The 24,097-nt window shown below is 67.8% G+C and carries 27 protein-coding genes; 11 read left to right on the plus strand and 16 right to left on the minus strand.

All coding sequences use genetic code 11. From position 1 onward, the window contains the following. Window positions 1–122: 122 nt before the first annotated feature. Together G1H10_RS11440 and G1H10_RS11445 are read right to left on the minus strand one after the other, a co-directional pair. Window positions 123–2,525, minus strand: a complete 2,403-nt coding sequence (locus G1H10_RS11440; RefSeq protein WP_163737208.1) for a M14 family zinc carboxypeptidase — start codon at window positions 2,523–2,525, stop codon at window positions 123–125. 104 nt (window positions 2,526–2,629) lie between these two features. Beyond that, window positions 2,630–3,007: a hypothetical protein gene (locus G1H10_RS11445; RefSeq protein WP_216853160.1), complete on the minus strand. Its 378-nt coding sequence runs from the start codon at window positions 3,005–3,007 to the stop codon at window positions 2,630–2,632. Window positions 3,008–3,121: 114 nt separating this feature from the next. Here G1H10_RS11445 and G1H10_RS11450 point away from each other — a divergent pair, with 114 nt between their 5' ends. The 3 genes from G1H10_RS11450 to G1H10_RS11460 are packed head-to-tail and all read left to right on the plus strand — an operon-like array spanning window position 3,122 to window position 5,324. Then, window positions 3,122–3,745, plus strand: coding sequence for an ArsR/SmtB family transcription factor (locus G1H10_RS11450; protein WP_163737214.1), 624 nt, complete (start codon window positions 3,122–3,124; stop codon window positions 3,743–3,745). Then, the gene (locus tag G1H10_RS11455; RefSeq protein WP_216853161.1) at window positions 3,735–4,559 is read left to right on the plus strand and encodes an SRPBCC family protein; all 825 of its coding nucleotides are present in this window, start codon (window positions 3,735–3,737) and stop codon (window positions 4,557–4,559) included. The genes G1H10_RS11450 and G1H10_RS11455 overlap by 11 nt, the downstream gene beginning before the upstream one ends. Before the next feature lie 12 nt (window positions 4,560–4,571). After that, window positions 4,572–5,324 (plus strand): SDR family NAD(P)-dependent oxidoreductase, encoded by a 753-nt coding sequence (locus tag G1H10_RS11460; protein WP_163737868.1) that lies wholly within the window; start codon window positions 4,572–4,574, stop codon window positions 5,322–5,324. 10 nt (window positions 5,325–5,334) lie between these two features. Here the strand turns inward: G1H10_RS11460 and G1H10_RS11465 are convergent, their stop codons facing one another. Continuing rightward, on the minus strand, window positions 5,335–5,742 hold the full coding sequence (locus G1H10_RS11465) for a hypothetical protein (RefSeq protein ID WP_163737216.1): 408 nt from the start codon (window positions 5,740–5,742) through the stop codon (window positions 5,335–5,337). Beyond that, window positions 5,742–8,051 carry a CehA/McbA family metallohydrolase gene (locus tag G1H10_RS11470; RefSeq protein ID WP_163737220.1) on the minus strand — a complete coding sequence of 770 codons (2,310 nt, stop codon included), beginning with the start codon at window positions 8,049–8,051 and terminating at the stop codon, window positions 5,742–5,744. The genes G1H10_RS11465 and G1H10_RS11470 overlap by 1 nt, the downstream gene beginning before the upstream one ends. A gap of 105 nt (window positions 8,052–8,156) precedes the next feature. Between G1H10_RS11470 and G1H10_RS11475 the strand changes: the two genes are divergently transcribed. Then, a complete protein-coding gene (locus G1H10_RS11475) occupies window positions 8,157–8,621 on the plus strand; it encodes an SRPBCC family protein (RefSeq protein ID WP_163737223.1) in 465 nt (154 codons plus the stop codon). A 19-nt stretch (window positions 8,622–8,640) separates the two neighbouring features. Here the strand turns inward: G1H10_RS11475 and G1H10_RS32360 are convergent, their stop codons facing one another. From G1H10_RS32360 to G1H10_RS11490, 4 genes are all read right to left on the minus strand, one after another. Next, window positions 8,641–9,045: a hypothetical protein gene (locus G1H10_RS32360; RefSeq protein ID WP_216853163.1), complete on the minus strand. Its 405-nt coding sequence runs from the start codon at window positions 9,043–9,045 to the stop codon at window positions 8,641–8,643. Then, the gene (locus G1H10_RS32365) at window positions 9,042–9,479 is read right to left on the minus strand and encodes a class I SAM-dependent methyltransferase (protein WP_216853164.1); all 438 of its coding nucleotides are present in this window, start codon (window positions 9,477–9,479) and stop codon (window positions 9,042–9,044) included. Before G1H10_RS32365 ends, G1H10_RS32360 begins: the two co-directional genes overlap by 4 nt. A gap of 133 nt (window positions 9,480–9,612) precedes the next feature. Beyond that, window positions 9,613–11,265, minus strand: coding sequence for a LuxR family transcriptional regulator (locus G1H10_RS33930; RefSeq protein WP_163737225.1), 1,653 nt, complete (start codon window positions 11,263–11,265; stop codon window positions 9,613–9,615). Between the two features lie 189 nt (window positions 11,266–11,454). Further along, on the minus strand, window positions 11,455–11,835 hold the full coding sequence (locus G1H10_RS11490) for a winged helix-turn-helix transcriptional regulator (protein ID WP_163737230.1): 381 nt from the start codon (window positions 11,833–11,835) through the stop codon (window positions 11,455–11,457). Between the two features lie 75 nt (window positions 11,836–11,910). On the opposite strand from G1H10_RS11490, the gene G1H10_RS11495 reads away from it, so the two are divergent. Further along, window positions 11,911–12,321: a RidA family protein gene (locus G1H10_RS11495; protein ID WP_163737233.1), complete on the plus strand. Its 411-nt coding sequence runs from the start codon at window positions 11,911–11,913 to the stop codon at window positions 12,319–12,321. A 54-nt stretch (window positions 12,322–12,375) separates the two neighbouring features. On the opposite strand, the gene G1H10_RS11500 is transcribed toward G1H10_RS11495, so the two are convergent. Continuing rightward, window positions 12,376–13,128, minus strand: a complete 753-nt coding sequence (locus G1H10_RS11500; protein WP_163737236.1) for an SDR family oxidoreductase — start codon at window positions 13,126–13,128, stop codon at window positions 12,376–12,378. Window positions 13,129–13,230: 102 nt separating this feature from the next. Here G1H10_RS11500 and G1H10_RS11505 point away from each other — a divergent pair, with 102 nt between their 5' ends. Both G1H10_RS11505 and G1H10_RS11510 read left to right on the plus strand, forming a co-directional pair. Then, window positions 13,231–14,070 carry a helix-turn-helix transcriptional regulator gene (locus G1H10_RS11505; RefSeq protein ID WP_163737239.1) on the plus strand — a complete coding sequence of 280 codons (840 nt, stop codon included), beginning with the start codon at window positions 13,231–13,233 and terminating at the stop codon, window positions 14,068–14,070. Window positions 14,071–14,108: 38 nt separating this feature from the next. After that, on the plus strand, window positions 14,109–14,819 hold the full coding sequence (locus tag G1H10_RS11510) for a helix-turn-helix domain-containing protein (protein ID WP_163737242.1): 711 nt from the start codon (window positions 14,109–14,111) through the stop codon (window positions 14,817–14,819). Here G1H10_RS11510 and G1H10_RS11515 read toward each other — a convergent pair. Further along, complete coding sequence (locus G1H10_RS11515; protein WP_163737245.1) at window positions 14,801–15,379, minus strand: dihydrofolate reductase family protein; 579 nt, start codon at window positions 15,377–15,379, stop codon at window positions 14,801–14,803. The genes G1H10_RS11510 and G1H10_RS11515 overlap by 19 nt on opposite strands. 141 nt (window positions 15,380–15,520) lie before the next feature. Next, entirely contained in the window at window positions 15,521–16,426 is a 906-nt protein-coding gene (locus G1H10_RS11520; RefSeq protein WP_163737249.1) for an SDR family oxidoreductase, read from the minus strand. A gap of 101 nt (window positions 16,427–16,527) precedes the next feature. Here G1H10_RS11520 and G1H10_RS11525 point away from each other — a divergent pair, with 101 nt between their 5' ends. After that, the gene (locus G1H10_RS11525; protein WP_163737252.1) at window positions 16,528–17,106 is read left to right on the plus strand and encodes a TetR family transcriptional regulator; all 579 of its coding nucleotides are present in this window, start codon (window positions 16,528–16,530) and stop codon (window positions 17,104–17,106) included. Window positions 17,107–17,383: 277 nt separating this feature from the next. On the opposite strand, the gene G1H10_RS32370 is transcribed toward G1H10_RS11525, so the two are convergent. After that, window positions 17,384–17,530: a hypothetical protein gene (locus G1H10_RS32370; protein WP_216853165.1), complete on the minus strand. Its 147-nt coding sequence runs from the start codon at window positions 17,528–17,530 to the stop codon at window positions 17,384–17,386. Window positions 17,531–18,123: 593 nt separating this feature from the next. Then, a complete protein-coding gene (locus G1H10_RS11530; protein WP_163737255.1) occupies window positions 18,124–18,951 on the minus strand; it encodes an SDR family NAD(P)-dependent oxidoreductase in 828 nt (275 codons plus the stop codon). 101 nt (window positions 18,952–19,052) lie between these two features. Here G1H10_RS11530 and G1H10_RS11535 point away from each other — a divergent pair, with 101 nt between their 5' ends. Further along, window positions 19,053–19,970 carry a LysR family transcriptional regulator gene (locus G1H10_RS11535; protein ID WP_216853166.1) on the plus strand — a complete coding sequence of 306 codons (918 nt, stop codon included), beginning with the start codon at window positions 19,053–19,055 and terminating at the stop codon, window positions 19,968–19,970. 43 nt (window positions 19,971–20,013) lie between these two features. Here the strand turns inward: G1H10_RS11535 and G1H10_RS11540 are convergent, their stop codons facing one another. Together G1H10_RS11540 and G1H10_RS11545 are read right to left on the minus strand one after the other, a co-directional pair. After that, window positions 20,014–20,874, minus strand: coding sequence for a helix-turn-helix domain-containing protein (locus G1H10_RS11540; protein ID WP_163737258.1), 861 nt, complete (start codon window positions 20,872–20,874; stop codon window positions 20,014–20,016). Between the two features lie 78 nt (window positions 20,875–20,952). After that, window positions 20,953–21,300 (minus strand): MerR family transcriptional regulator, encoded by a 348-nt coding sequence (locus G1H10_RS11545; RefSeq protein WP_163737263.1) that lies wholly within the window; start codon window positions 21,298–21,300, stop codon window positions 20,953–20,955. Window positions 21,301–21,375: 75 nt separating this feature from the next. On the opposite strand from G1H10_RS11545, the gene G1H10_RS11550 reads away from it, so the two are divergent. Beyond that, entirely contained in the window at window positions 21,376–22,122 is a 747-nt protein-coding gene (locus tag G1H10_RS11550) for an SDR family oxidoreductase (RefSeq protein WP_163737266.1), read from the plus strand. Window positions 22,123–22,226: 104 nt separating this feature from the next. On the opposite strand, the gene G1H10_RS11555 is transcribed toward G1H10_RS11550, so the two are convergent. After that, window positions 22,227–23,420: an MFS transporter gene (locus G1H10_RS11555; protein WP_163737269.1), complete on the minus strand. Its 1,194-nt coding sequence runs from the start codon at window positions 23,418–23,420 to the stop codon at window positions 22,227–22,229. 86 nt (window positions 23,421–23,506) lie between these two features. On the opposite strand from G1H10_RS11555, the gene G1H10_RS11560 reads away from it, so the two are divergent. Continuing rightward, window positions 23,507–24,088 carry a TetR family transcriptional regulator gene (locus tag G1H10_RS11560; RefSeq protein WP_163737272.1) on the plus strand — a complete coding sequence of 194 codons (582 nt, stop codon included), beginning with the start codon at window positions 23,507–23,509 and terminating at the stop codon, window positions 24,086–24,088. The last annotated feature ends 9 nt before the right edge of the window (window positions 24,089–24,097 follow it).

The raw sequence follows: 24,097 nt of genomic DNA on the forward strand, positions 1-24,097 counted from the left end.
CCGCCGCCGCGCCCAGCCGCTCAGCACGGAACGCTCCTCATCGGACAACACGACTTGATCAAGCTTCGGACTCGGCACGACCCGAGTCTACCCATTTGCCAACGAATTATTGACTCACGACACTAGTCGATCAGGACCACTCCGCGGCGGTAGTTGCGAGCGTGTCCGTTGGGGTCGTAGTTGCCTTCGACGTTGCCCGCCGCGTCCACCGAGAACCAGTGCACGGTGTATCGGCCCGGTTCGAGCTCGATCGGTGCCGCGCCTTCGCGCAAGCCTGCCGACTCCACCCGGGGTGAGGAGTACGTCGGCCGGGATCCGTCCAGCGTGTAGTGGATGGTGACCGGTTCCGTTTCCTCGAAGGTGATGGCGCCGTCCTGTTCGACCAGCGTCGTCCGCGGTGGGCGTCTGTCATTGCCGAATGCCTGCGCCACCTCCAACAGTCCGATCGTGCCGCTGGCGAACTCCATCGCCTCCTCGTATCCCTCCGCGAACGGCGGCTGGAAACCCACGGCCTCCCATTCGCCGGTCTCGGGATTCCAGAGGTCGGCGCCCACCTCGAAATCCCAACCGAAGATTCCGCGCTCATACCAATGCTCGTCGGCGGAGTTGCCGGCAGCGGAGTAGAGCACGTCGATGACCGGCCCGGTCCGTCCCGGCCACACCGCCGTGCCTCGCCACGACTGGACGGCCTCGAGAATGTAGCTGGACGACGCCCAGAAGTAGTTCTCCTCACCCACGGTGGGCCGTTCCAGCGGCACCCGACCGTCCTGGATGTACGCGCCCGGCGGCCACATGAAGTAGCCACCATAGGAGTGCGTGTTCATCGCGAACTTGATGTTGGGGAACTGCTCGGTGAGCCATACCTCGTTGCGGGCCTCCGGCTCGGACAGCTCGGCCGGCCCGGAGTAGACCGCGCTGGTGCACGACGCCGACGCTCCCGCATACCCGTCGAACCGCGAGCCTACGCTGAAGTTGCGGTTCAGGTCGACGCCCCACGCGTCCCGGGCCAGCGGGTCGCTGAACTCAGGGCCGCAGTGGTTCGTCATGTTCTTGCGCTGGAAGTTGTAGTCGTAGATCGAGTAATGCCCTCCGTCGGGGTTCACCGTGGGGATGATGAACACGTCGAGATCGTCGACGAGCTTCCTGGTGCGCGCGTCGTTGGAGTAGTTGCGCAGCAACCGCTCGGCCGTCTCCACCTTCACCAGCGGCGTCACCCACTCGCGCGCGTGTTCCTGCGAGTACGCGAGCACGCCGGTCTTGGACCCGTCGCGGTCCTTGCCGATGCGGATCGCCTTGACCGTGAACGGCTCCCGCGAGACCGAGTCCGGCGCGTCCAGAAAGTCGGACAGCTGCTCGCTTCCCACCTCGGCGATGCCGCCTCCGGCGTTACCCCGGTACGTCGATGCGGTCACCAGGCCGGCGGCGTCGTCAGATGCGTTGATAGCGGCGACCACGTCCGCTGCGGTGCTGGTCAGGTCGCCCGAATCGTCCGTCGCCAAGGTGACGATGATCTGTCCGTCCTGCACTGTCACGCCCAGAGAGCTGCCGGGGGTGCCCGGATCGACGGTCGCCAGGCGTAGGTCGTTCCCGCCCTCGTGGCCCCAGGCGTGCGAGGTGACATAGAAGGCGTTGCCGACGGTACTGCCGATCAGCGCCTGGGCGTGCCGGCGGTAGCCATTGGTCTGGTAGGGCAGCTCGACGATCTCGGCAAGATCGGGAAACTCCGCGGCGAGCGCCTCGATCCGTTCCGTTACCTCGGTCGGGTCCATGTAGTGGTCGACGAATCCGGTGGCGTAGTGCGGGCCGGGTGGCTTGCGCGGCTCGCCGAGCCACTCGTCGACGTGCGCCGTGACCTCGCCTCCCGCACTGCTGGTGATGGTCACCTGGTCGGGCACGTCGTCGATCGGAACCGGCTGGCTGAACCGGTGGTAGAGGTACTGGCCGGCGTCGACGAACCGGCTCATGGTGTAGTCGTTCCCGTCCCAGCTCACCGTGAGGACCGTTTCGCTGTCGGCTCCGGCCGACGTCTTCACCTCGACGTTCAGATAGATCTCGCCGCCCACGCTCTCGAACCACTCCGCACGCAGGACGTTCAGGGCGTCGGTTGCCTGAGCGGACACCGCATCGGAGCGGCGCAACGCCGCCTCGCGCTCATCGACGACGTCCTCCATCTCGTCCGCGGTGACCACCGGCTGATCGAGGTCGAACCCTAGGCCCGCAAGGCGCTCCTGCTCTTCCTCGGTGGCGACGACGTGCACCTCCACACCGCCGGATACGGGTTTGGTGTACTCCGTGACGTCGGCGCCGGCAGCGATGAGCTCGTGCACGTCGGACTCGTCCGGAACGATGACCGGCACCAGTTCCGCCGGCCCGGCCGACTGCGGCGGCAAGGGATCGTCGTCGTTCGACTCAGGCGATGCCTGCAAACCCATCGGCAGGCCGACGACCAGCAGCGGGATCGCGGTGAACACGACCAGCCAACGGCGGCTGACGGAGCGAGAGGTGGACGTCGGCGGTCTGGACATAACGGACTCCTCCACTCGGACGGAGTGCCGATGCGACACTGACCAACATCGAAAGCGATCACACGCACCGCGTCAATCCTCGCGGACCGAACTTTTCGGACGATTTACGTATTCTGGATACGCCCGCGTACCCGCTGACTGAGCACGACGTCATGCGGCACCCGCCGGAGCTCGGCCACATCGACCGCAACCCCCTGCCGCTGAAGGTTTCGCTGAAGGTAAGCCCAATGGTCTGCCTCCATGTCCTCATGGGTGCGGCCGCCGAACGGTTCGTCAGGTCCGACCACCACGCGTGCGGTCTCCTCGATGTCCTCAGCCGACGTCTCAGCCCAGCCCTGCGAGGAACTCCACCCTCGATCGTCCAGCAGCAGCACCCGACGTCCGTCGACGAGTTCCACCTCGTGCCGTGCCGACACCGACACGGTGCCGGCTTGCTGTCCGCTCACGTCGACGAACGTCACCAGGCGCGCCACCTCGGTCACGCACCCCTCCTCACACCAGGCTTCGGGACCTGCTCGCTGGCCCATATCTCTCCGAATCGTAATAAAGCCTCCGAACCATTGACAAATTATTTTGTCAATGGTTCGCTGGAGGCCATGCGGGACGTCGATGTGATCGCGGATCCGGCTTCGGCCGCGGCCGCAATGGATCCGGTACGCGCCAAGTTGCTGGCCGAGTTGCGGGAACCGGCTTCCGCGTCTGCCTTAGCCGGCCGGCTCGGCGTGTCCCGGCAGCGGATCAACTACCACCTGCGCCTGCTGGAGCGGCACGGCCTCGTCGAGGTGGCCGGCACCCGAACATGGGGCGGGCTGACCGAACGGCAGTTGGTGGCCACCGCGGCCGGTTATGTGGTCTCCCCCGAGGCACTCGGAGCCGCCGCCAGCACCCCGCAGCCGTCGGCCGAACGAATGTCGGCCGCGTACGTCGTCTCACTCGCTGCACGAGTAGTTGCCGAGGTGGGCGGCATGGCCCGCAACGCGGTTCGACAGCGGAAACGACTGCCGGTCTTCGGCCTGGACACCGACATCCGGTTCGGCTCGCCTGCGGACCGCGCCGCGTTCGCCGAGGAACTCACGGCGGCGGTGAACCGCTTGGTCTCCAAGTACCACGACGAGCGCACACCGGACGGCCGCTGGCAGCGACTGATGATCGTCGCCCATCCCGTGCCCAAGGGCGTCGAGCCCGGCGCCACGGTGAGCAGGAACACACGTGACGGATGAGAAGAACAGCCACATGAGCGACGATCCGACCGCCCGGCTCCGGAGCAACGAGATCGAGGTGCCGGGTACCCCGGAGGAGGTGTGGCGAGCGATCGCCACCGGACCGGGACATGCGGCCTGGCTGTTCCCGGCCGACATCGAACCGGACGAGGGCGGCGCGATGGTGATCCATCGCGAGCCGTACGCGGATGCGGCGAGCGCCACGGTGCAGACCTGGCAACCGCCGCACAGGTTCGGCTACAGGGAGCCGATCGGCCCGGACCGCAAGCCGTTGACCACTGAGTTCCTCGTCGAAGCCACGCGCGGCGGCAGCTGCGTGGTACGTGTCGTGAGCGGCTTCTACCACGACGGTGACGGGTGGGAAGACCTGGTCGACGGTGCCGGAGAGGGCTGGCGGATGGCGTTGACCGTCCTACGGGCCTACCTGACCCATTTCGCCGGGCTACCCGCCGGCAATGTCGACGTGATCGTCGACCTGGGCCGTCCCGCAGCGCAACGGGCTGCGGTCTCCGCCCGCCTGATGGAGCTGCTGGGGTTGTCAGACGTGGCCGCCGGCGCCGCGTTCCGAACCCCTCTGGACGCGCCCGACCTGACCGGAACCGTCGAGCACGTCAGCGAGGGGTACGTGCTGCTACGCGCCGTCGCGCCGCACCCCGCGCTGTACGCGATCTCCTGTTTCCCGATGGCCGACGGTGCGCCGCTCTCCGCGAACTTGCTGGCCCGGCTGTATGGAGCACCAGCGGCCGTCGCGGAACGAGAACGGGCGAGATGGCAGAACTGGCTCGTCGACGTACGACGGGCATTCGATGAGTAAGGGATGACGGACATGCTGTTGCGAGACAAGAACGCGATCGTCTATGGCGCCGGCGGAATCGGACGCGCTGTCGCCCTGGTATTCGCTCGCGAAGGTGCGACGGTGCACCTGGCGAGCCGTACACAGAAACGCCTCGACGCCGTCGCCGAGGAGATCAGATCGGCTGGCGGGACGGTACACACGGCACAACTCGACGCGCTGGACGAGGCGGCCGTCGACGCGCACGCCGACGCCGTCGCCGCCGAGTCGGGCAGCATCGACGTCTCGATCAACCTGATCTCCGTCGGTGACGTGCAGGGAACGCCGCTGGCGGAGATGTCTCTGCGCGATTTCGAGCAGCCCATCCACAGCGCCGTACGGACGACGTTCCTGACGTCGAGGGCGGCCGCTCGGTACATGCTCAGGCAACGGTCTGGCGTTCTGCTCACGTTCGGCGGCGCCGGCGACCCGATGCACGACTACTTCATCGGCGGATTCCAGGTCGCTCTCGCCTCCGTCGACATGCTGCGCCGGCAACTGGCCGCCGAACTCGGCCCGCACGGCATCCGCGTCGTCGGCCTGAAGACCGGCGGTGTGCCCGAGACCATCCCAGCGGATTTCCCGGGCCGCGACGCTCTGGTCGAGTCACTCGTGCAGCCGACCATGCTCGGCCGGACGGCCACCCTCGAAGATGTCGGGAACGCCGCCGCGTTCGCCGCCTCGGACCGGGCCGGCGCGATCACGGCCTCGGAGTTGAACATCACCTGCGGCGCGATCGTGGACTGAACCGGCGTCGTCAGGCAAGGGCCCGGGTGTCGGAGCGCAGCAGCAGGTGGATCGTGCTGTGGGTAGCGAGCCCGCCGAGAGCACCCAGCGCACGGAACGTGAGCGTGATGTCGGCGGCGGTCGGGACCCCGAATCGCACCCGGAACATGCCGTCCTGACGATGCTCGCCGGTGAGTTGATGGACCGGCAAATCGAGCTCGACGCCGGGGACGGGTTCAGCCTCGATGGCCAGCGGGCCCGTCACATATCCGTCGTTGACGATGGTGACGTCGACGGTGTGCCAATCGCCGACCGACATGGGACCGAGACGGGCACGCGTCCGGGCCACGTTGACTCGCGCCTCGGGGTTGACGGTGACCGAGATGGGCGCCGTGGTCTCGACCGGCGCGCAGCAGCCGGCCGGTTCGCCGTGGTTCATCAGTCCACCTCGCACTCGTCGTGCCGGGCCCGGTAGGCGGCCCTCGCCGCATCGTATGCCTCGCGCGCCGCGGCGCGTTCACCGTCGCGGATGAATCCGGACTTCGACTCCCACAGCGCCTCCACGGAGTCGTGCAGCCACTGCGCGCTGCGACGGGACGCACGGATCGGCTGGCCGGCGATCTCGACGAAGACCGGTTGCGTGTGCACGCTTGGCAGGATCCGCATGGCGATCCAGGACGAACGCTCCAGCGGCACGTCGAAGGCGACCGCGTGTTCGGCGCCGTCCGCAGCCACTTCCCGTGACGCGACCGGGACACCGTTGACCAGCACCTCCAGCAGGACGTCGCGGGTGTCCCCGATCCGGGCGCGTTCCAGGTGCCATCCGACCGGTGCGCTGTAGGCGGATCGGCCCGGTTCAGGCGGTGGTGGTGGCTGCTCGGGCAGCCAGGCGGCGACCGTCGCGGTCACTCGCACCGTTCCCGTTGCGTCCATGGCGTGCTCGCGGACGACGTCGCCGTCGACGGCCAGATCGAACACGTGGCTGCGCCCGTCGCCGAAGTACGACGCGTTGTTCTGAAGGCCGGCCATCCACGTCTCCAGCGCATGCGGACCGTGTGGCGCCTCGGGCAGGCGGACGTAGGTGCGGCCCACGCCCGGGCCTTCGTCATAGATGCAGGGGTAATCGGTCTCGCCGAGCATCAACGTGCGGTAACCGACGTTGAGCAGGTGGTACCAGATGTTGAGCTCGGCGGCCGGGGCGACCTCTGCGCCACATTGGAAGTCCGCCGCACCGAGCGGGACGTCGACGATGATCTCGTTCGATCCGATCGACGCGAACGAGGGGACGAGGTGGTTGGGCAGCTCGTCCGTGCCGACGGAGAGTCCGAGCCCACAGTGCGCATACCCGACCAGCGCCCCTTGCGCGCGTGCCCAGCGCATGATCGGTAAGTTCCACGACGGCCAGTCCTCCAGCAGGGTGATGTTCGGATAGTCCTGATCGGTGAGGCCGAGCAGGATGGCATGACCCGAATGGCTGGAGGGGAACCCCGACACCTCGACGTCGTACCGGAGCATGCTCTCGTGGTCGCGATCAGTGGGCCGCGGTGTCCAGGTCATGCCCTGTGCCTGCTGCATCTGAGCGTGCTCCAGCAGTGCGGGCGGACTGATCGACTCGCCGCTGAAGAACTGTTTCTGGTGGTAGTAGCACGGCCCCCACGTGAGCACGCTACCCAGCCACAGACCCTCGCCGCGCACGTGGCGGATCATCGTCTCCGGTGTCACACCCTCGGTCGGCACGTTGTAGTGCGAACAACCACCGGCGTGGATGTGCGGATCACCCGAGTAATACCCGCGGCGTGCAGGGTCGACCCAACGGTCCAGCGCGATCGCGACCGCTTCCGTGCCGGACGTGATCTCCACGTCCCGCCGGGTCTCCCGGTACTCCGGCCCCCGGCGTGCCGAGATCTGGTAGTGACCTTCGGGCAGCCGGATCACCTCGCCGGTCGCGCGGTAGACGTGATCGTGGAAGAACATGTCCGGCGCCAGCCGCATCGCCTTCGACGGATAGATCCGGCCCTGGGCGTCGCACACGGTGATGGTGGCGACACAACTGCTGCCGTCCGGCTCACGGACATCGAAGCGGATCTCCTGCGACGGCCGGCAGTCGAACTCGAACGATGCGGCGTACGACCGGCCCTCGAACATGGTCCGGCGCATGGCCAGACGCTCCGGCGGGCGGGTCAGGCTCTCCGGCTCGTCCGGCGCGGCGACGGCGAACATCACCGCCCCGGACCGGGTACCGCCGTCTCGGCTGTACAGGCTGATGACCGTGTACTCGGCCTCCAGCCCGGACAGATCGCCCGGCGACGCCAGCTTCACCTCCAGCCACGACCCCGCGATCCGCGGCACGCTGGTCAGGGCGTCGGGCAGCGCGGTGCGTGCCGCGTGGCTCCGCTGATCGATGATGCCGAACACACCCTGCGCCTGCGGATACAGCGTCGTCTCGATCCGGTGCGGATTCGCCACCCGCATCAGAAAACTCCGCCACCCGTGCTGCACCAACCGAGGCGGTGCCGCGCCAGGCGTGCAGACGATCATGCCGGACCGGTCGATCTCCGCCTCCACGAGCACGAACGGTCGCAACAGCGACTCCAGCTCGCGACGTAGTTCAACATCCGGCGACGAGCCGGGTACCAGTTTGGACACCTGGGCGGCCACGTCGGCCGGCAGTGGATCACCGAGCTCCGCCAGTCTCTGGACGGCGCGCGATGCGGATGCGAGCAGCGGCTGCGCGGCAGGCTCGGACAATGAGACCTCCTCTATGGGCGCCCATGGTTCGTCGACGGTCGTGACGTGCCGACTCCAGGCACCCTACGCCTGGTCCGGTCCTACGCGTGATGCTTCCATAGAGGCATGATCAGTCATGAGGACACACCGCGTGTCGTTTCCGCCAGCCGCGAGATCTCGGCCCCTGCCGAGCACATCTTCGAGCTCATCGCGGACCCGGCACAACAACCACGATGGGACGGCAACGACAACCTGGCCGAGGCACCCGGCGGGCAGCGGATCCGCGCCGTCGGTGACATGTTCACCATGACGCTCACGCGGACCGGCGCGGTCAGGGAGAACCACGTGGTGGAGTTCGATGAGGGCCGCCTCGTCGCGTGGAGGCCCGCCGAGCCCGGCACGAAGCCGCCGGGTCACCTGTGGAGGTGGACGCTGGAACCGGTCGACTCGTCGCGTACGCGCGTCACTCACACGTATGACTGGACCGAGCTGACCGACGAGAAGCGGTTTGCGCGTGCTCGTGCGACAACGGCCGACAAGCTTCAGGCGTCCCTGGACCGCCTTGCCACGCTGGCGGAACGGGACGGCTGAGCGCCGCGGTCGCTGGCCGTCACACGGTTCCGATGCCGATATTCATCTCGGTGTGTACCACGACGTCGGGGGCACCGCCGGAACGTTCCCGGAAGATCCCGTCGAGTACTTGCTTGGCCTCGGTTCGCTGCTCGTCGGTCAGGTCTCGAGTCATCTGCACCGCGATCGGATGACTGGAGGTGACGACGTCCCAGAACCGGTCGGCGGACGCGTGGATCATCTCCTCGGTGATGGTGTAAACGACGACGTCGGTCAGGCCGGCGTCGGCCAGGTGCTCCCCGAACCGAGCGGGATCGGCCAGCTGGAACGGCAGCGGCGGTGGATCCATCGGCGACGGCGTGAACCCGGGGACGGACGCCTTGAGTGCGCCGACAAGCAGGGCGAGGAACTCCGCCTTCTGCAGCGCGCCGAACGTGGCGATCATGACCTGGCCACCGGGCCTGGTGACCCGGACGATCTCCCTGAGCCCGTCCTTGAGGTGCGGAAACAGCGACACGCCGTTGAGTGAGGCGGAGAGGTCGAACGCGTCATCGGCAGCTCGAGGGCTTCGCCATTCATGACTCTGCCCTCGATGCGGGACAGCCCGTCGGCTTCCGCCCGCGCACGTAGCCGCTCGATCATGGTGGGAGCGATGTCCACCGCCACGACCTCCGCCCCGCGGCGAGCCGCCGGGATGGCGAGCGCGCCGCTGCCGCAGGCGACGTCCAGGAACCTGACGCCGGGATGGATGTCGAGCCGGTGAAGGACCCGCTCGCCGAACGGGAGCGTCCACTCCGTGGTGGTGAACTCGTCGAACCGCGGCGCAAGGGCGTCCCATGCGCCACGGATCTGCTCGGGCGTGGGTGTATGGATGGTCATGGCGGTGGTCCTCTCTCTCGCATGACGGCGATGAGAGAAGACTCCGCGTTCAGCACCGGCGTCCGCATCGGTCGCATCGACCAATTCGGCCGATGCATGCCGAGTGGGTATTTCTATGTAGCCGAGCCGGTCGTCAGACGAGGTCGTGTTCGTAGGCATAGGCCGTCGCCGCGGCCCGCGAAGAGAGTCCGAGCTTGGTGAACATGTTGCTCACATGGCGCGCGACGGTCTTCTCGCTGATCACCAGGTCCTCTGCGATCTCGCGGTTGGTCGCACCGGTCGCCAGCAGGCGCAGCACTTCGACCTCGCGCCGGGTCAGGCCGCCGGGGACAGCTGACACGGTGCGCTCCGCGAGTTCCCGGACCTGTTCCAGCCCTGGCGCCGAGCCCAGTTGCTCGAACGCCTGACGGGCCGCGGCCAATTCCATCTCGGCGGTGTCGTGGTCGCCCAGCTCGCGGCAGACCCGCACCATCTGCAGCCGCACTCGGGCCGACTCGTAGGAAGCTTTGAGCTCGTACCAGGCCGCCGACGCACGGCGCAGCGCGGCATGGGCGGCCCCTGCGTCGCCGTCGGCAAGGAGCAGACAGCCACGGGCGTATTCGACCATCGCGCGCAGGTAGAGCGTGTCGAACGCGGCCGCGATCTGGTCGAGTTCGTCCAGTGCGGAGCGTGCGTCGTCGCGTTCACCCGCGGCGAGCATGATCTCGACATACGCCGACAGCACCCGGGACCGGTCCACCGGACCGTCGGCCTCGGCGAGCGTCCGTTGGATGGCGGCGGCCGCGTCGTCGAGCCTGCCCTGCGCCAGCCGGAGCAGGGCCATGCCGGGCTGCGTCGGATGCCCGCAGCCGCTGGCATCGCGGTAGCACGTCTCGGCCCGGGCGAACTCGCCGCGCAGCCGGAGCAGTTCGCCTTGCTGGTACAGAGCCATCCCCAGGACCGGATCACCGGGCGGGTCGCTCAGGTGCTCGCGCGCCTGCCGTACCTCTTCCATGGCTGCCGGCCACTCGCCCCGCAACTGCATGATCTCCGAGCGATGCACCAGGCACTGGCCTCGATACGGCTTGAGATCCTGTTGGCGAGCACACCAGCGGCTCAGTACTACGGTCCACTCCTGCATCCGTTGCACGTCGAAGATCGCCCGGCAGACGATGACCATGGTGCAGTAGACGATGCCGGCGGCGACCGGCGATACCTCTCCGGTTGTCACTGCCACCATCGCCTCATCCAGCCTCGCCAGGCCTTCTGCCACCTGGCCCTGCGTGACCAGCGATCGGCCTTGCCCCAGCCGGCCGAGCGCCCGCAGGTCGGCGTCGCCGAACCGGTCTGCCAGCTCCGTGATGGCGACGAAGGAGCGGTACGCCGTCTCTGGATCGCCGCCCTCCAAGGTCCGCAGCGCCATCGGGATGCGCAGGTACCCTTGCTCGACGCAGTCCAGCGCCGCGTCGTCCAGGATGTGCTGCGCCCGTGCTAGCCAGCCACCGCCTCGCGCCTGCTCGCCGCGCTGCACGAGCGTCATTGCGAGCCAGAACGCGCACCGCACCGCGGCCGCCGTCGCACCACGGTCGAGGAACGCATGATGTGCGCGCTCCCAGGTTTCGCCGGACGCGTCGACGCGGCCGATCAGGTAGGCAGCCCGGGCCAGCTTGTCGAGATCCTCGGCGGCGAGGGTGTCCTGCCGGTCCGCGGCGGTCAGATGCTCGCACGCGTCCCGCCATGCCATCCGCTGGTACGCCTCGCGGCCGCGGGCGGCGGCGACGTCAGCGGCCGAAGATGCCTGTGCCATGGCCACAACTCCCCCGGCATCGGTCGGCTCTTCCGAGCCGTGCTCACCGTGCTCCGAAACGCCCTCACCTTGGAGGGAAATGTACTACCGAACCTGAGATTTCGCCCTGCTCCGTCTGAACTGACGGAACCGTGACACGCCGGGGACCGGAGCACTCGGGACCGCGGAACCAGACCGCGCCGATGAGGTTCACAGCGGCGTCTCGTCGTCGAACCGCTCGCGTGCACGCTGGACGTCGGCCATGTGGGCCGCGGTCCAGTGCAGAAGCGCGTCAATGAGGTCTTGAAGGGTCTTCCCCAGGGCGGAGATGCGGTACTCGACGGCGAGGGGTCGCGTGCTCGTGATGACTCGGTCGATCATCCCGTTGCGTTCAAGCCGTCGCAGTGTCGCGGTCAGGGATTTCTGCGTCACCACCGAGATCGCTCGACGCAGCTCGTTGAAGCGCCGGGGCCGCTCGCACAGCTTGTCCAGCACCTGCAGCGACCACTTGTCGAGTACCTGATCGAGCAGCTCGCGGTGTGCCTCGGTGAGCTGAGGCGGCGCGGCGTCGAGGCGGGAGGTATCGGCCATGACACCTAGTCTCGTTGAAGTTCCCTTCGTCTACCAAGTAGACATTGGATACCTACTACGCGACGGAGGAACCCTATGACCGTGCAATCACTGACCCCCAAGGGCATGTTCCAGCCTGTGCCGTATCACCACGTGTCGATCGGCACCGGCACCCGCCACGTGCATGTGGCCGGCCAGATCGCCCGCGACGCCGAAGGTCACCGCATCGCCACTGGCGATCTCGCCGGCCAGCTGATGCAGGCGTTGCGCAATACGGCACGCGGTCTTGCCGGTGCCGGAGCGACCTTCTCCGATGTGGTGCGGCTCAGGTTCTTCGTCACCGATTGGAGCCCGGAGAAGTACGACGACTTCGTCGCCGGCATCGAGGGTGTCGCCGACGAGCTCGGCATCCCGCGGCCGCTGCCGCCGCTGTCGGCCATCGGGGTGGACTACCTGTTCGAGCCGGACGTCCTCGTCGAGGTCGAGGCGTACGCCATCCTGGACTGACGCGAGGTGTGCGCCCGCGCCCCGGCACCCGCGGGCGCGCACCCCTTCACGGGTTCAGCGTTGGGCCGCCGGACGGACGATGATCTCGTTGACATCCACGTCGGCAGGCTGCGAGACAGCGAAGCTGACAGCTCGTGCGATGGCGTCGGCCGGTATGGCGGCGGCGCGGTAGTCGACCATGACCTTGGCCGCGTGCGGGTCGGTGATGTGATCGGCCAGCTCGGACTCGGTCACGCCCGGCGAGATCGTCGTCGCCCGGATGCCCGGATCGGATTCCTGCCGCAGGCCCTCGGTCAGCGCCCACGCCGCGAACTTGGTCGCCGAGTAGATGGCCGACGTGGGGACGACCTCGTGCGCGCCGATCGACGCGATGCTCACAACGTGCCCCGTCCCCTGTTCCTGGAAGTGCGGCAGCACTGCGGCGATCCCGTTGTACAGCCCGCGGACGTTGACGTCGAGCATCCGGTCCCACTCATCGACCAGCAGCGCGTCGAGACGGGAGAGCAGCATGACGCCCGCGTTCGCGACCAGGACGTCGAGCCTCCCTCGCCGCTCGATCACGCTGTCGACGAGTGCCCGGAACGCCGCCCGGTCCGTCACGTCCAAGGCACGCCCCTCTGCACTGTGACCGGCACCCTGAAGATCCCCGACGATCGCGTCGAGGCGGTCGGTACGCCTGGCGGTGAGCACGACGTGGTGGCCTTCGGCCGCCAGCCGCCGGGCCGTGGCCTCACCGATGCCGCTGGAGGCACCCGTGACCAGGATGACCTGCCGTTCCTGCCTGTTCATGTCGTTGTCGGTAGTCATGGCAACAAATCTGGTCGGCGCGGCGGCGACCAGGAAGGCAACCGTGTTCCTGGGAGTCACACACCCAGGAACACGGCCGGTTTCCGGCCTAGCATGGGCTCTATGTCGGAGAACCTCCTCGGTGACTTTCTACGGGCCCGGCGCGGGCAGGTCAGCCCCGCGGACGCCGGCATCCCCACCATGGGGACGCGACGTGTCCCGGGCCTTCGCCGCGAGGAGGTCGCGACGATGGCCGGCATGAGCGTCGACTACTACGTGCGGCTGGAACAGGGTCGCGAGCGCAATCCATCGGCCCAGGTCCTCGACGCCATCGCCCGGGTGCTGCAACTGAGCGACGACGCTCGCCTGCATCTGTTCCAGGTGGCCGGGCTGACCCCGACCCCATACCGCGGTTCCGCACCCGAGCGAGTCGATGCCCAGCTGCTGCGGCTGATGGACATGTGGCCGGACAACCCGGCGATCGTGCTGGGCAGGGCCTATGACGTCCTGGCCGGAAACCGGCTGGCGTATGCACTTTTCGATGGCTTTCGGTACGGCCCGAACCTGCTGATGAAGGTCTTCCTCGACCCGGCAGCACGGACCTTCTATGCCGACTGGAACCGTGCGGCGCTGAACACCGTCGCAGGCTTCCGGGTGCTGTACGGCGCGTACCCGAACGACGCACGCATCCAGGAGGTCCTGGAGACCGTCCGCATCCAGAGCCCGGACTTCGCGGCGATGTGGGAGCGCCACGACGCGCAGAGCAAGCAGTTGGAGAACAAGACGCTGCATCATCCCGAGGTCGGAGACCTCACGCTGGACATGAACGCCTTCGACGTGAAGTCCACCCCCGGGCAGGAGCTGATCGTCTACCACGCCGAGCCCGGCTCCCCCAGCGCCGACGCGCTGAGGTTACTCGGCACTCTCGTCGCCACCCGGGACGAGGAACAGCGCTCCCGGTGAGCTCGCCGTAGTTGCCCGGCCACGCTACTGTTCGCCTCGTGGAACTGCGGTTCGAGACACGCGGGTCTGACTCGCCATGGGTCGACATCGTGTGGACCTGCACGAGTGAGCGGGTCACGGAGATGACCTCCGTGGCGGCTGCCCGTTGGGGCCTGGTGTTCTGGGAGCACGAAGGCAGGGCATACGCAGGCGTCTCCGGCCCGGAATCCAGGACCGGCACAGCGCCGGTACCCGAGGGTGCCACCTTTACGGGCATCGAGTTCGCCCTGGGCACATCCCTCCGCGCCGTGCGCACGCAGACTCTCGTCGACGGCGGCATCGAGCTCCCCGACACCACGCGTCGGACCTTCCGGCTCGACGGCACGCGCTGGGAGATCCCGGGCCCCGACGACGCCGAGGCGCTGGTAGGGCACCTCGTCCGGTCCGGGATAGTCGCCCGTGATGCGCTCGTCGCCGAGGTTCTGCGCGGGCAGCGCCCGGCGGTTTCGGGCCGCACCGTCGAACGCCGGTTCCGCACGGCGACCGGGCTGACGCAAGGCGCGGTCCGACAGATCGAGCGTGCCCGCACGGCCGCCACAATGCTGGCCGGCGGCGATCCGGTCGCCGACGTCGTCGCCAAGCTCGACTACTTCGACGAATCACACCTGGCCCGGGCCCTGCGCACGTACGTGGGACGGACCGCCGGGCAGCTCCGCGACGGCGCCGGTGGGGCGATCGCGCTCGACCTGGCTCAGCGCGCGACGTCGTAGATCAGCTTGGTGATCCCGTTCGCATAGACCGCGGAGTCTCTGAGCTTGAGCATCTGCTTCTCCTTGTCCTCCCTGCTGAACAGGCTCTTGCCGGCCCCGAGCAGCACCGGGAACAGGAGCAGGTGGTACCTGTCGATCAGTCCCGCGTCCGACAGCCGCCGGGTCAACTCCGCGCTTCCATGAATGAAGACCGCTCCGCCGTCGCCCTCCTTGAGCGCGGCCACGTCGTCGGTGGAGCGCAGGATCGTCGTTGCGCCCCAGCCGTCGACGAGATCGTCGTCGGAGAGCGTGGTCGACACCACGTACTTGGGCAGTTCCTTGTATGCGGCGTGGTCCTCCGACTCGCGCCAGACCGGAGCGAACATCTCGTAGCTCCGGCGGCCGAACATCAGCGCCGTCGTCTCCTCGAGCTCCTCGCCCTTGATCGACCAGGCCTCGGGCACGAACTCGAGGTCCTTGAACACCCAGCCAGCGCTACGGTGCTCCTCCCCCGGGCCGCCGCCCGGGGAGTCCACGACGCCGTCGAGCGACATGAACCCCGTATAGACCAGATCACGCATGGTGCTGCCTCCAATGATCGAGCGAACTACCGCGCACCGTGGTGTGCGCACGCGCCAACGCTAGACCGCGCCGCCGCGATCGTCTTGGACGGAAACGACAGCAGGTGGCGGTGGCGGTGGCCGCGGCCGCCGCCGGATCGGTCAGGGCTGATCGTAGTGACCCGCGGCGATGTCTTCCAGCAACGTGGGTCCGGCTGGCCGCCACCCGAGCAGATCGCGGGTGATCTCACTCTTTGCCGGTATGCCGGCTGCCAGAAATCGTCCGATGAACGGGATCTCCTCGGCGATCTGCTCGGCCGGGGCCGACTTCGCCGGTACGCCGAGCCGGCCGGCGAGCGCTTCGGCGATCTGCCGGACAGCCACGCCCTCTTCGGCGACAGCGTGCAGGATCGTGCCGGCAGGAGCATGCTCGAGTCCGAGCCGGACCAGGCGTGCGGCGTCGGACCGATGAACAGCGGGCCAGCGGTTGCCGCCGTCGCCTGGATAAACCGAGGCACCGCGTCGCCGGGCGGCCTGCGCGACGATGGAGATGAAGCCGTGATCACCCTCGCCGTGCACGGTCGGGGCGAAACGGACAGGAATGACGCGCACGCCCTTCTCGACGTAATCCAGGGCGAGGTTCTCAGCGCCACCACGAGGCGAATCCGGGCCGACAGCCTCATTGCGGTCCCGTTCCGTCACCGGACGGCCGAGACCCGACTGACCGGCCAGGGCCGTGCCGGATGCCAGCATGAACGGCCGGCCGGACCCATCGAGGGTGTCGCTGATGACCTGGACCGCCGCCCGTTCAGCCCGGTTGGAGACCTCGGGATTGTCCCAGTCGTGCTTGTTCGCCAGATGGATCACGGCGTCGGCCGCTGTCGCGCCCTGGCGGATCGAGTCCAGATCGTCCAGGTCCCCACGACGGACCGCCGCCCCGAGTCTGGTGACGACGGAGGCCGACTCCGCAGAGCGGGCCAAGCCGGTCACCTCGTGACCAGCCGCCACAAGGTCGGCGACGACGGCGCTCCCGATGAACCCGGATGCTCCGGTGACGAAAACGTGCATGGTGTGCTCACTCCCTAGTGATGTCAGTGTCTGACATCAATGAGCTTAGCAATGATGTCAGTTTCTGTCATCACATTTCTCGTCCGGCTACGATTGCGGACATGGCACGTTGGGCACCCGGAGCGTCGGATCGTCTACAGCGAGCGGCGATGGAGCTGTTCGCTGAGCATGGCTTCGAAGCGACGACGGTGGCCGGAATCGCCGAGCGGGCTGGAGTGACCGAGCGCACATTCTTCCGGTACTTCGCGGACAAGCGCGAGGTGCTGTTCGCCGGCGAGCAGCACCTTGAGGCGGTCTTCGTCAGCGCAATCGCAGGGGCACCGGCAGACGCTCCCTTGACCGACCTGTTGGTCGCGGCACTCGACGCCGGCGGAGCGGCCCTGCAGGACATGCGAGGACGCGAGTTCGCCCGTGCACGAAACGAGATCATTGGGGCAAACGAGCAACTCCAAGAGCGCGAGCTGCTCAAACTAGCGAAGCTCTCTCACTCCGTGGCCTCCGCGCTCGTCGAACGCGGTATCGCTGACGTACCCGCACGCCTGGCCGGTGACCTCGTCGTATCCGTGTTCAGCACGGCTTTCGCCCGGTGGGTCGCCGCGGATGAGACTCGTGACCTGGTCGAGCTCCAGCGCCAAGGGCTCACCGCGATCAACACCCTGGTCCGAACTGAGACGGGGTAACGGCAGTTTCAACCGATGGGCTTGGGCAAACAAGCGCGACTGAAACATACGAACTTGTATCGTGCAACACGTATGTTTTCTGCCGGTAGAAGAGGCAAACCGGGTGCGACCGTTCTATGGCAGGTCCAACCTGCTGGCCACGTTCAGGCGGCACCTCCGCGACATCGAGGCATCGGGCGAAGGACGCATGCTCACCGTACGAGGACGTCGGTAGACGGAAATCAAGACTCCCTCACGCAACTGGTCGAGACTTCCGTTCGATCCGAACGAGTGTGCGTCAGTGCTCGCCCCGGCCATGAGTGCCGCGGACATCTTCGATGCCTATCTGGTCACGGGCGGGTATCCACGTCTCATCACCGAACTCGCGCGGTTCGGGGACGTTCATGAATTCATCCGAGACCAGCTTCGAGACGAGAACAGCCATCAAGCTACTGAGGGAGACAAAGGGCGTACTCGCCGTCGACCGTCCGGTTTGGCAGCAACGAGAACACAAAGCTCCGTCGCTACCGTATAGACCATCCGTATCTGCGGTTCTGGTTCCGGTTCGTCGAGGACCAGACCAGCCAGATGTCACGTGGCCGCTCCGACCTCGCCATTGGCCCGTTCGAACGGGATCGGCTCACATGGCGCGGCAAAGCCACCAAGCCCGTCGTCCACGATGCTGCGTTCCGACGCGCGGGGTACCCTGCCGGGCCTCAGCAAGGTGGAGCGGGTCGGCAGCTGATGGAACCGTACGAACACCCACGAGTTCGATGTCGTGGCTACCGATCGGCACACGAGCGTGGTCCTGGTCGGCACAGTCAGATGGCGTGATCACAAGCAGGTCAGCCATCGCGACGTGGCAGCGCTCACGACGGCGACATGCTCAGAGCATGGGTGACGTCGGACGGGTGCACAGAGCACCTGGATCCAAGGTGGCCATGATGCAGCCAGGGGTCGATCAGGTCGGCCGAGAGTGCGAAGCCGAGACAGCCGGCCGCCCGCCAGGCCTGCTCGACCACGCGCACGCAGTGCCGACTATGCCGCCTCGACGCCCTGGCCCGTTTCCCCGAACGCAGCGAGAGCGACAGGCTGCCATTCACGCCAGGTACGCAGGCGTTCGGTGTAGATCTGCTCGATCTCGGCGAACGTCTTGCCGAGGATGACCCGCAGCGGCGGGTCGTCGGCGTCGGCGATAGTCAGGATCGCTTCGCGCGTCGCCTGCGGGTCGCCGATGTCGAATTGCGGGGCGGTCGCCACGCGGACGTCGGCGTAGTCGGGCAGCTCGTCGCTGATGCGCAGGTTATCGGCGAACTCGGTGGCGTACGGGCCAGGTTCGACGTTGGTGACGTGGATGCCGAACGCCGCCACCTCCTGAGCGAGCGATTCCGAGAGACCTTCCACCGCCCACTTGGAGGCGTGGTAGGCACCGAAGGTCGGGTAGGCGCGCACGCCGCCCTCGCTCGTCACCTGCATGATCCTGCCTGCCCGCTGTGCGCGCAGCACGGGCAGGACCGCCTGGGTCAGCCACACCGCGCCGAAGAAGTTGGTCTCCATCTGGGCGCGGAGCTCAGCTTCGGAGAGCTCCTCGACCATACCGATGTGCCCATAGCCGGCGTTGTTCACGACGACGTCGAGCCGGCCGAGTGCCTCCGCCGCAGATGCGACGGCCTCGTGCACTGCGGCACGGTCGGTGACATCGAGCTGGATAGGGATCACAGCGTCGCCGAATCGCTCGACAAGCCGATCAAGCGAGGACCTGTCGCGGGCTGTGGCGGCGACACGGTCACCGCGCTCGAGCGCTGCTTCAGCCCACAGGCGACCGAAGCCGCGCGAGGCGCCAGTGATCAACCAAGTCTTGTACATGTCGTCTCCATGTGCGTGATGTGCTGCTGTCACTTCGAGCATGCTGCGGCAGAAGACATTCCACAAGCGAGACTTTCGCACTCTAGACATGAGTAGAACGCATGCCTCAAGCTGAGGGCATGGCCGAACTGACGGTGACTGCGTTGCGCGTCGCCCAAGCCGTCGTCGGGACCGGGTCGTTCACCGCTGCCGCCGACATGCTCGGGTACACACAGTCGGCGATCTCCCGGCAGGTGGCGGCGGCCGAGGCGGCGGCGGGCACGCCGCTGTTCGTCCGCGGTCCTCGCGGAGTCGAGCCCACGCCGGCCGGGGCCGCGGTGGCACGACGCGCGGCGAGCGCACTCAGTGAGATCGACGCCGTGGCCCGTGACCTGGCCGAGCTGACGGACCAGTTGGCCGGGCGCGTCGTGCTCGGCGCATTCCCGACGGCGATGTGGACACTCGCCCCGCGGACGGTCGCTGACCTCCGCCGGCGGCATCCGGCACTGGCGGTCGAACTGCGGGAGGGGTCCACTCCGGTGCTGCTACGACAGCTACGGTCCGGACGCGTCGACGTCGCCGTGATCGCGCTCGGACCCGACCTGCCCGCCTATGAGCTGGACGGGCTGCGCACGAGCCGCCTACCCCAAAGCGACCTGCTCGTCGCCCTCCCCCGCGACCACCGGCTCGCCGACCGGGGTCAGGTCCCGGTCACCGAACTCGCGGGCGAGGACTGGGTGGCCGGCACAGGCCTGCGCGGCGATCCGCAATTCGGTCCATGGCCTACATTGCCCAACCCACGCATCGCCCACACCGCACGCGAATGGCCCGCCCGCCTCGGCCTGGTCACCGCCGGCCTCGGGATCACCGTCGTGCCGAGCATCGCCGCGGATGGCTTACCTGCCGGGATAGTGACCATCCGGATCGACGACCCCAGCTGGCTCGGTCGTACCGCCGTCGCAGCCACCAGAGAAGAACGCGGGGCAGTCATCGATGTCGTCGTGGCGACCCTCCGCCACGTAGCCCTCAGCCTCCGATGATCATGAACACTAACCGTGCTATGTGAACGGTAAGTGTTCATGATCATGGGAGTTCGAGCTCCGGCACACGCGCCCAGCTTGCGAGCAGGTTCATCGCCTCCCGCGACGAGGTGCCGGCCTCGGTGGTGTAGACGAAGAGGGCCTGGTCGCGGTCGCCCGGCATGGTGAGGGTCTCGTACTGGACGGTCAGGTCCCCGACGACGGGGTGCCGCAGTCGCTTGGAGCCGAACGTGCGCTGATAGACGCCGTGTTCCTCCCACCACGCGCGGAACTGCGGGCTGTGCTGTGCCAGATCGGCGACGAGGTCTCGCGCAGCCGGGTCGTCCGGATAGTTGCCGAGATCGAGCCGCAGGTTCTCCACGCATGCCCGCGCCTGCTGGTCCCAGTCCAGGAACAGCGTCCGGGCGGCTTCGTCAAGGAACATCCAACGGGCGTAGTTGCGCTCCTTCGGCCGCATCGTGTCGAAATCGGTGAACAGCGCCCGGGCCAGCCGGTTGCTCGCCAGCACGTCGGTCCGCCGGCCCAGGATCAGTGCCGGGTGGCCGTCCAGCGAGTCGAGGAACTGGTACAGGCCAGGTCGCACCCGCTGGACGGTGGGCGTGTTGGTGCGCGGCGTGCCCGCCGTCGCGCCGACCAGGTGTCCCAGATGGGTCCGGCCCGCCTCGTCCAGACCGAGTGCCCTCGCGATCGCATCGAGCACGCTCTCCGATGGTGTGATCCGCCGACCTTGCTCCAAGCGCGTGTAGTAGTCGGTCGAGACGCCGGCCAACAGAGCGACCTCCTCGCGACGCAGCCCGGGGACGCGGCGGATCCTGCCGTCGTACGGCAGCCCGGCCCGCGCCGGATCCACCTTGCTCCGGGCACGGCGGAGGAAATCGGACAGTTCACGGTTGACGCTCGCCATTCCCCCATGGTGCCAAGAAACGCGCGGTCCTGCCTGGACCGATGAGTCCTAGGCATGCGGGACGCACCGCGCGCCGGGTCATGCGGGACGCGCCTCGGCCGCGGCGACGAGCTCGTCGAGTCGCGCCAGCGCATCGGTCAGCTCCGCGATCCGGCCCTGCAGGCGCGCGCGCTCCGCGTCGAGCATGGCGCGTTGCTCCGCCGTGGTGGTGCCGGTGTCGATGCACGGGAGCAGTTCGGCGATGCGCCGGCTCGGCAATCCGGCGGCGTAAAGCTGCTGGTAGAAACGGACGCGGTCGACGGCGTCGGCGGCGTACTCACGATGTCCGCCTGGGGTGCGATCCGAGGTGAGGAGGCCCTGTTCCTCGTAGTAGCGCAGCGCGCGGACGCTCACCCCGGAGCGTCGAGCGACCTCTCCTATCCGCATGTGACGCACCTCATATCCCGCGATCAACACACATACTTGATTCTGACGTCAACGTCAGGTTCTAGCGTACATCGCATGAACGCGCAGAACTCTCACCCGACCTCCGGTTTCCCTATCGAAGGCGCGATCGCGCTCGTCACCGGCGCCAATCGCGGCCTCGGTCGCCATTTCGCCGAGCAGCTCCTGGAACGAGGCGTGGCCCGCGTGTATGCGGCGGCACGCCGCCCGGAGACGATCGATCTGCCCGATGTCGTCCCGTTGCGGCTCGACATCACCGACGACGACGCCGTCCGCGCGGCAGCCGACACCGCGAGCGACGTGACGCTGCTGGTGAACAACGCCGGAATCAGCCGCTGGACGAGCCTCATGACCAGCGACCTCGAAAACATCCGTGCGGAGATGGAGACCAACTTCTGGGGCACCCTGGCCATGGTGCGCACGTTCGGGCCGGTGCTCGCGAGGAACGGCGGCGGAGCCATCCTCAACGTCCTGTCCGCACAGTCCTGGTTCGGGTTTCCGAACGTCAACGGCTACCACGCCTCCAAAGCTGCACAGTGGGCGCTGACCAACGGTGTCCGGCTCGAGCTGGAGGAGCAGGGAACACTCGTGACCGGCCTGCACCTGGGCGCGATCGACACCGACTTCAGCGCCGCCTACGACGGACCCAAGGGCGACCCTGCCGACTCCGCTCGTGCCGGCCTCGACGGACTCGGAAAGGGCGCCATCGAGGTGATCGCCGACGACTGGAGCGCACACGTCAAACGGTCGCTGGCCCACGACCCTGCGCGCCTCTACGCGGAGATCCGCGCCGGCATCGTCTGAGGAACGAACGGCTCCGCTTCGCACGTCGGCTCCGCTTCGCACGTCGGCTCCGTGTGGCCTTACGCTCCGTGCATGCGGAGCCGACGCTTCGCACGGGACGCCCGCTAGGTGTTCATGCGGGAGCCTGCCGCGAACGCGATGGCGGGGATCAGAAGGATGGCTGCGAGAACGCCGCACGTCACGGCGAACCCTGCCCCAGAGAGGGCGCCGGCCAGGAGCGGGCCGACGCTCGCGCCGGCACCGATCAGAAAGGCGTAGCCCGCCATGCCCGCCCCGCGCGCGGGTCCGGCGGCCATGGCGACGACGGTGACGGCCGCGGGCACAGCGACGGCCAGACCGGCGACGAACACGGCGCTACCGGCGAGCGTGAGCCACAACGGCCCGCCGAGAGCCTCGACACCGAGGCCGGCCGCTGCCAGCAGGAACGCCGCGGCTCCGGTCCGGTGCGGGCCGAACCGTCCGATGAACGTGCCGGCGAACCAGCCCACGACGATGCCCGGGAGCCCCGGCAGGCGGAGAAGCAGGCTGGTCACGGCGCCGGACGCGCCCAGCTCGGCACTGGCGTCCTGCAACGCGACATACATACCGACGAATGTCAGCAGAATCGTCAACGCCGCGGTGTAGGCGATGAGGATCTGCGGGCGCCGTACCATGCCGGCGAGTGTGCCCAAGACCCCGGCGAAGGACCCGGGAACGTCGGGACGAGCCGTTGCCGGGAGCCGGACGACCAGAAGAGCCACAACGGTCAGTAATGGCACCATTCCCCAGAGCACCCAGCGCCAGCCCAGGACCGGCTGCACCGACAGCGCCCACGCCTGACCGACGATCCCCGCCAGCAGAAAGCAACTGGACAGGACGGCGATCGCCGTCGGCCGGATCCGGTCCGGCACCACACGCGGCAGGTAGGCCAGCGCGACGGGCGGCAGGGCGGGGGCCACGAATCCCTGGACCGCACGGGCGGCGATCAGCGCCGGCAGGTTCGGCGCCAACCCCGCCAGTACACCGGTGACGGCGAGCGCCACCAGCCCGAACGCCATGACAGCACGCGGATCGACATGGTCGGACAGCGTCGGGAACACCAGATTTCCCACCGCGAACGTGAAACCGAACCCACTGCCGATCCACGCGGCGGCGGTCAGCGTCGTGCCGTACTCGTCGGCGACGTGCGGCACCAGCGGAATGGTCACGTAGATGTGCGAGACGACAAGAAGTACCGCCGCGATGAGGACCGCCGTGACTGCGACGGGCCGCTCGACGCGTGCGCGAGGCAACGCCTCGTTGTGGACGAGAGCGGTCACGATTTCTCCTAAACCCAACTCCAACGTTTCCGTTGGAAGTGTGACAGATCCAATTCCAACGTGCAAGTTGGAATTACGATGGAGCCATGGCCTGGAACACCGCAGCGACGAAGCAGAAGATCCTCGACGCCGCACTCGCCGAGTTCGCCGAGCACGGCCCCACCGGCACGACGATCGACCGGATCGCCGCCGCAGCGGGCGTCAACAAGGAGCGGATCTACAACTACTTCGGCAACAAGCGCGTCCTGTTCAGGCAGGTGCTCGCGGTCGAAAGCGAGCGCATCGCCGGTTCGGTGGTGTTCGATCCCACGCACGACGACCCCGTCGGCGACTACGCCGGACGGATCTTCGACTATCACGCTGCACACCCTGAGCTGATCCGCCTCATCCTGTGGGAGGGTCTGACCGTTCCGGGCGAGGTTCCTGACGAGGCGAACCGCGCGGCGTACTACGGCGCCAAGGTCGACTCGTTCGCCAAGGCGCAACGCGACGGGGTCCTACGCGATGATCTCGGCCCCGGGACTCTCCTGTTCTCGATCATCGCCATCGCCGCCTGGTGGCATGCCTCCCCGCACATCGCGCGCATGATGACCGGGGTCGGCGCTGACGACACCGGCACGCGGCGGGCGGCGGTCGTGACCGCCGCCCGCCGTCTCGCCGCGGCTTAGCGGTACGTA

This window comes from Phytoactinopolyspora halotolerans (assembly GCF_010550675.1).
Taxonomy (GTDB): Bacteria; Actinomycetota; Actinomycetes; order Jiangellales; family Jiangellaceae; genus Phytoactinopolyspora; species Phytoactinopolyspora halotolerans.